Source organism: Gilliamella sp. Occ4-3, assembly GCF_001690675.1.
Classification (GTDB): domain Bacteria; phylum Pseudomonadota; class Gammaproteobacteria; order Enterobacterales; family Orbaceae; genus Gilliamella; species Gilliamella bombi.
This window is the reverse complement of record NZ_LZHR01000099.1, coordinates 1-6,537: the sequence shown is the minus strand read 5'-3', so window position 1 is coordinate 6,537 and position 6,537 is coordinate 1. Positions and strand designations below refer to the sequence as shown.

Here is a 6,537-nt window from a genome sequence, read left to right as displayed (position 1 = left end):
TTTTCTTTTAATTTTATAATTATTAAAATTATATCTTACTAATTTATTTTAAATGTTATTGATATCTAATTTGATTGAATATCAAGCTGATTAAGCTATAATGCAACGACTTCAAATAATTTACAGTTGTAATGATTATTGGTTTTATCGGTGCAGGTAAAGTAGGTTGTACTTTAGCTAAGTATTTTTCTTTATGTGGAATGCAGATTTCTGGATTTTATAGCCAAACCTACGAACATGCAAAAGAGGCAAGTGATTTTACTCAAAGCCAACATTATACTTCTTTACCTGAATTAGTTAATGATAGTGATTGCATATTAGTCACAGTACCTGATGGTCAAATAGTCACAGTTTGGCAAGAACTTTGTCAATTATCTATTGCTAACAAATGGATTGGTCATTGTAGTGGTCTGTTAACATCGCATATTTTTAGTCAACATAAGGTTGTTCACCCATTTGCGTTTTCTTTGCATCCTTTATATGCTATTTATGATAGATTTAGTTGCTATATGGCAATGTCAGGTATCTCTTTTACTCTTGAAGCAAATGAAAATATTATCCCTCAATTACGAGCCACATTAGCTCCACTAAATAATCCTTTAGCAATTTTACCTGCAAGTAAAAAACCGTTGTATCATGCTGCTTGTGTTATGTTAAGTAATCAAGTTATTGCATTGGTTCAAATCGGTGTTGATTTGTTTAAACAATGTACACTAGATGCTGAATTTAGTGAACAGGCTTGGCATCCATTATTTCTAGGAAATGCAAATAATATTGGTAAAGTAGGAGTGATCAATGCTTTGACTGGACCTGTCGAACGTGGTGATATTGAAACTATCAAACAACATATTATGGCAATGCCTGATGAACTCAAGCCGATTTATCTACAATTATCAACTATTTTACTTAATATTAGTCGGACAAAACATCCAAATAAGGATTATCGACAATTAGAGCTGGAGCTGTTACCTTGAAAAATACAATTCTTACACTACAAAAACGCAAGCAAAATCAACAAAAAATTACCATGTTAACTGCATACGATTATACTACAGCCAAATTAATGGACGAAAGTGGTATAGATTGTCTGTTAGTCGGTGATTCTTTAGGAATGGTGATGTTAGGTTACGATAGTACTGTATCGGTTACTATGGAGGATATGATTCACCATTCCAAAGCAGTAGCAAGAGCCGCTAAGTCAGCTTTTGTGGTGACAGATTTACCTTTTATGTCTTATCACACGTCTGTATATGATGCGGTTTTAAATGCAGGTCGTTTAATCAAAGAAGGGCAAGCTCAAGCAGTGAAACTTGAAGGTGGGCAAGCATTTTATGAACATATCAAAATGATTACACAAGCATCTATTCCTGTTGTAGCGCATATTGGGTTAATGCCACAATCTGTACTTGCTTTAGGTGGGTATAAAGTTCAAGGTAAGGATTATGAACATGCTAAAAATATTGTTCTTGATGCATTAGCGGTTGAAAAAGCTGGTGCTGCAGCTATTTTGCTTGAGTGTGTTCCGGCAGGTTTAGCGAAATTTATCACACAATTAGTTAATATTCCGACGATTGGCATTGGAGCGGGGGGGGATTGTGATGGGCAAGTGCTAGTTTATCAAGATATGTTATCAATGTATGATGGTATTTCGTCAAAATTTGTGAAATCTTTTGCATCGATTGGTGAACAAATGAAACAAGCTTTTAAATTGTATTGCCAAGAAGTTAATAATCGACAGTTCCCAGCTACAAATCATGAGTTTTCTATTGAAGATAATGTTATAGAGAAACTCAAGCTTGAATTTACTATTAACCATAAGGGCTAATACAAATGAATATTGTAAGTACAATTAAAGAAGTCCAAGCACAAGTAAAAGCTTGGCGTCAAGCTGGGTATAGTATAGGGCTTGTTCCAACAATGGGATATTTGCATGAGGGTCACCAAAGTCTAATGGCTGCGGCTAAAAAGGAAAACCAAAAAGTAATTGTGAGCATTTTTGTTAATCCTATCCAGTTTGGTCCTTCTGAGGATTTAGCCAGCTATCCTCGTGATTTAAATAGAGATAAAATTGCTTGTGAGCAGATGGGGGTAGATTTGATTTTTTGCCCAACTGTTAATGAAATGTATGTTCCTAATTTTAGTAGCTATGTTGATGTTAATGGTTTAACCAACGCATTATGTGGACAAAAGCGTCCAGGGCATTTTAAAGGTGTTTGCACTGTTGTCACAAAATTATTCAATATTACGCAACCTGATCGTGCTTATTTTGGTCAGAAAGATGCACAGCAGCTAGCTGTAATTAAACGTATGGTAAATGATCTGAATTTTAATATTGAGATTGTTGGTTGTCCGATTGTGCGTGAAGCTGATGGGCTAGCTAAAAGCTCGCGTAATAGTTATTTGTCCGAAAGCGAACGATCCGCATCTGTTTGCCTTTATCAAGCTATAGAAAGTGCCAAAGCAATGATAAAGCAGGGAGAAAAGTCAGTAACTGTTATTACAAAAGTTATGCATGAGCTTATAACCAATCAACCCTTAGCTAAAATTGATTATATTGAATTTGTTGATCTAACATCTTTACAATCGGTTGATATGCTTGAGCAAGATAGCTTATGTGCGTTAGCCGTTTATATTGGTAAAACACGGTTAATTGATAATTTTATATATCAACATCCCTAGTTATAACAATATTTTGGTGATAGATATATAAAACCGCTTGATATAAAGCGGTTTTTTTGTCATTTGTCGTGTAATAAAAATTTTTTAAGAAGATTAAATCAACGAGTTTATTATTCTGCCAATTTATTGTTTAGCTATTTTACTGTAGAATGGTCAAAATTTTATGCCTTAAATCAGGATTTATGCATTAATTATGAAAAATACGACTTATAATCCACAAGAAATTGAACAACCTATTTACAAACATTGGGAAGAAAGTGGGTATTTCAAACCCAATGGCGATAAGTCCCAACCAAGTTACTGTATTGCTATCCCACCACCAAATGTAACTGGGAGTTTACATATGGGGCATGCATTTCAACAAACTATTATGGATGCCTTAATTCGTTATCATCGTATGCAGGGCAATAATACTTTGTGGCAATCAGGAACCGATCATGCAGGTATAGCAACGCAAATGGTTGTAGAGCGGAAAATTGCTGCAGAAGAAAACAAAACTCGTCATGATTATGGTCGTGATGCATTTATCGAAAAAATCTGGCAATGGAAAGCTGAATCAGGTGGCAGCATTACAAAGCAAATGCGTCGTTTAGGGGATTCAGTTGATTGGGAGCGTGAGCGTTTTACAATGGACCAAGGCTTATCCAATGCCGTTAAGGAAGTTTTTGTTAGATTATATCAAGAAGATCTGATTTATCGCGGCAAACGTTTAGTTAATTGGGATCCAAAACTGCGTACCGCTATTTCTGATCTTGAAGTCGAAAATCGTGAAGTAAAAGGTTCAATGTGGCACTTACGTTATCATCTTGCTGATGGTGTGAAAACATCAGAAGGAAAAGATTATTTAGTTGTCGCCACAACTCGTCCTGAAACATTATTCGGTGACACAGGTATTGCTGTTAATCCTGAAGATCCACGCTATAAAGATCTGATTGGTAAATTTGTAGTATTACCGTTCGTAAATCGTCGCATTCCTATTATTGGTGATGAACATGCCGATATGACTAAAGGTACTGGTTGTGTAAAAATCACACCTGCTCATGACTTTAATGACTATGAAGTTGGGCACCGTCATCAGTTACCAATGATAAATATCCTAACTTTTGATGGTAATATTCGTACACAAGCTGAAGTATTTGATACTAACGGAGAACCTAGCACGTTATATTCAACTGATATACCATTAGAATTTCAGAATTTAGAGCGTTTTGCTGCCCGTAAAGCTATTCTTGCACAATGTGAAAAACTAGGTATTTTGGGAAAAATAGAACCTCATGATTTAACCATTCCTTATGGTGATCGTGGCGGTGTTGTTATTGAACCTATGTTGACGGACCAATGGTATGTGCGAGCCAAAGTGCTCGCAAAACCAGCCATTGATGCGGTCAAAAATGGCGATATTCAGTTCGTACCAAAACAATACGAAAACATGTATTTTTCTTGGATGAATGATATTCAAGATTGGTGTATTTCCCGTCAATTATGGTGGGGACACCGTATTCCTGCGTGGTATGATAAACAAGGTAATGTATATGTGGGGCGTGATGAAGCTGAAGTACGACGTGAAAATAATTTGTCAAATGATATTGAGTTAGAGCAAGATGAAGATGTGCTTGATACTTGGTTCTCGTCTGCGCTTTGGACATTTTCAACGTTAGGTTGGCCAGAAAATACTGACGACTTAACCACGTTTCATCCAACGAATGTGCTAGTGACCGGTTTTGATATTATATTCTTTTGGGTAGCTAGAATGATCATGATGACCATGCATTTTATAAAAGATGAACATGGAAAACCGCAAGTCCCATTTAAAACGGTGTATGTCACAGGTCTAATTCGTGATGAAGAAGGACAAAAAATGTCAAAATCTAAAGGAAACGTTATCGATCCTTTAGATATGATTGATGGTATTTCTTTAGCTGATTTGTTAAAAAAACGAACAGGCAATATGATGCAACCACAACTTGCTGAGAAAATTGCTAAGCGAACAGAAAAGCAATTCCCAAATGGCATTGAAACGCATGGTACTGATGCACTACGATTTACACTCGCAGCACTAGCATCAACAGGGCGTGATATTAATTGGGATTTAAAACGTTTAGAAGGTTATCGTAATTTCTGTAATAAACTATGGAATGCAAGCCGTTATGTGTTAATGAATACTGAGCAGCATGATTGTGGTTTTAAAGGAGGAGATTTAGATTATTCGCTAGCTGATAAATGGATTTTGGCTGAATTTAATCAAACAGTTAAAAATTATCGTGAGGCATTTGATACTTATCGTTTTGATTTGGCTGCTAATATTTTATATGAATTCACTTGGAACCAGTTCTGTGATTGGTATTTAGAACTAACGAAATCCATTTTAGCTAATGGCGAAACATCGCAGCAACGTGCAGCTCGTCATACGTTAGTGACTGTATTAGAAGCTCTATTACGTCTGGCTCATCCAATTATTCCATTTATAACGGAAGAAATTTGGCAAAATGTAAAACCACTAATGGATATTAAAGCTGATACCATTATGTTACAACCAATGCCTATTTTTGATAACCAGTCTTCAAATGATGAGGCAGTTGCAGATATTAATTGGATAAAAGATGCGGTAATTGCTGTACGTAATATTCGTGCAGAAATGAACATTGCACCAAGTAAGCCACTACAGTTATTAATTCGTAAAGCGTCACCAACAGTGCATCGAATTACTAGCAATAATATTAGTTTTATTGAATCATTAGCAAGATTATCTGAAATAGTCTTATTAGATGAAAATGAAACTGGACCTTTATCAGTAACTAAATTAGTTGACGGTGCGGAATTATTAATACCTATGGTAGGATTAATTAATAAAGAAAATGAACTTGCTCGTTTAGAAAAAGAAATTGCACGCATTGAAGGTGAAATTATGCGGATTGCAAACAAGTTATCTAACGCAAGCTTTGTTGATAAAGCACCTGCGGCAGTGGTCACTAAAGAGAAAGAAAAACAACAAGGTTATATTAATGATAAAGCCAAACTGCAAGAACAATATTTGCTGATAAAAAATCTTTAATATTAATAATAAAAAGCCTCTCAAATGAGAGGCTTTTATACTTATTAAATCAAAATTTGTACCCAACTCCAATCATAGCAACCCAAGGATCAAGCTTATAATTGGCTGTCACTTTTGTATTGCCTAAATGTGTAGTTGCTTTCGTTTCAATATCAATATAACGTATCTGAGCATTAACGAGCCAATTTTCATTGAAAGTATAATCAGCACCAACCTGTGTTGCCCAGCCCCAGGAACTATCAAGATCTAAACCATGGAACCCAGCCTTTTTAGCTTCACCATTGAGTTTTTCATCAAAAAAGAAGGTGTAGTTTATGCCCATTCCAAGATAAGGTTGAAACTCATATTGCGAATCAAGCGGATACCAAACAGCACTTAATGTTGGCGGTAGGTGTTTAATTTTTCCTAAATGAGCACCAGAAAGGCCTGTTGAATTACCACCACCTAACTTAAGCTGATGGCTAAAAGGCGTTGCAGCTAGCAATTCGACACCAATATTATCAGTAACCATATATTGAAAGTTTAATCCAAGTTGGGTATCGTTATCTGCCTTTGCTTTTAGATCGCTTTTTACTCCACCTACTTTAACATGATCACTTTTATCTTGAGGATGAACATAAACCGGTCCTCCACGAATTATAATTTCATTTGCTGTATGAGCATAAGCCAAAGAGCTTACTAATCCCATTGAGATAAGCATTGTAATTGATGATACTTTCATTTTTGCCTCCAAAGTTAAATTCCGAATTAATGTAAATTATGACAACAAGTTTTAGTTAGATAAATAATATTGATTTTATAACTAA

General features: G+C 35.4%; 5 protein-coding genes. 4 read left to right on the top strand and 1 reads right to left on the bottom strand.

Translation table 11 applies throughout. The features are described 5' to 3' along the window. Nucleotides 1-131: 131 nt before the first annotated feature. The 4 genes from A9G44_RS09895 (at nucleotide 132) to A9G44_RS09880 (ending at nucleotide 5,731) form a co-directional block, all read left to right on the top strand. Nucleotides 132-974: a Rossmann-like and DUF2520 domain-containing protein gene (locus A9G44_RS09895; RefSeq protein WP_034912851.1), complete on the top strand. Its 843-nt coding sequence runs from the start codon at nucleotides 132-134 to the stop codon at nucleotides 972-974. Next, nucleotides 971-1,825, top strand: a complete 855-nt coding sequence (gene panB / locus A9G44_RS09890; protein WP_065574775.1) for a 3-methyl-2-oxobutanoate hydroxymethyltransferase — start codon at nucleotides 971-973, stop codon at nucleotides 1,823-1,825. Before A9G44_RS09895 ends, panB begins: the two co-directional genes overlap by 4 nt. A gap of 5 nt (nucleotides 1,826-1,830) precedes the next feature. Next, nucleotides 1,831-2,679, top strand: a complete 849-nt coding sequence (panC, locus tag A9G44_RS09885; protein WP_034912860.1) for a pantoate--beta-alanine ligase — start codon at nucleotides 1,831-1,833, stop codon at nucleotides 2,677-2,679. Nucleotides 2,680-2,872: 193 nt separating this feature from the next. After that, nucleotides 2,873-5,731: a valine--tRNA ligase gene (locus A9G44_RS09880; protein WP_065610770.1), complete on the top strand. Its 2,859-nt coding sequence runs from the start codon at nucleotides 2,873-2,875 to the stop codon at nucleotides 5,729-5,731. A gap of 49 nt (nucleotides 5,732-5,780) precedes the next feature. Here A9G44_RS09880 and A9G44_RS09875 read toward each other — a convergent pair whose 3' ends face one another. Next, a complete protein-coding gene (locus A9G44_RS09875; RefSeq protein ID WP_065589746.1) occupies nucleotides 5,781-6,452 on the bottom strand; it encodes an OmpW family outer membrane protein in 672 nt (223 codons plus the stop codon). Nucleotides 6,453-6,537 lie beyond the last annotated feature (85 nt).

Excerpts from the sequence above, each read along its gene's own strand:
- A9G44_RS09875 (WP_065589746.1), bottom strand. The coding sequence starts at position 6,452 with ATGAAAGTATCATCAATTACAATGCTTATCTCAATGGGATTAGTAAGC.
- A9G44_RS09895 (WP_034912851.1), top strand. The coding sequence starts at position 132 with ATGATTATTGGTTTTATCGGTGCAGGTAAAGTAGGTTGTACTTTAGCT.
- A9G44_RS09880 (WP_065610770.1), top strand. The coding sequence starts at position 2,873 with ATGAAAAATACGACTTATAATCCACAAGAAATTGAACAACCTATTTAC.
- panC (WP_034912860.1), top strand. The coding sequence starts at position 1,831 with ATGAATATTGTAAGTACAATTAAAGAAGTCCAAGCACAAGTAAAAGCT.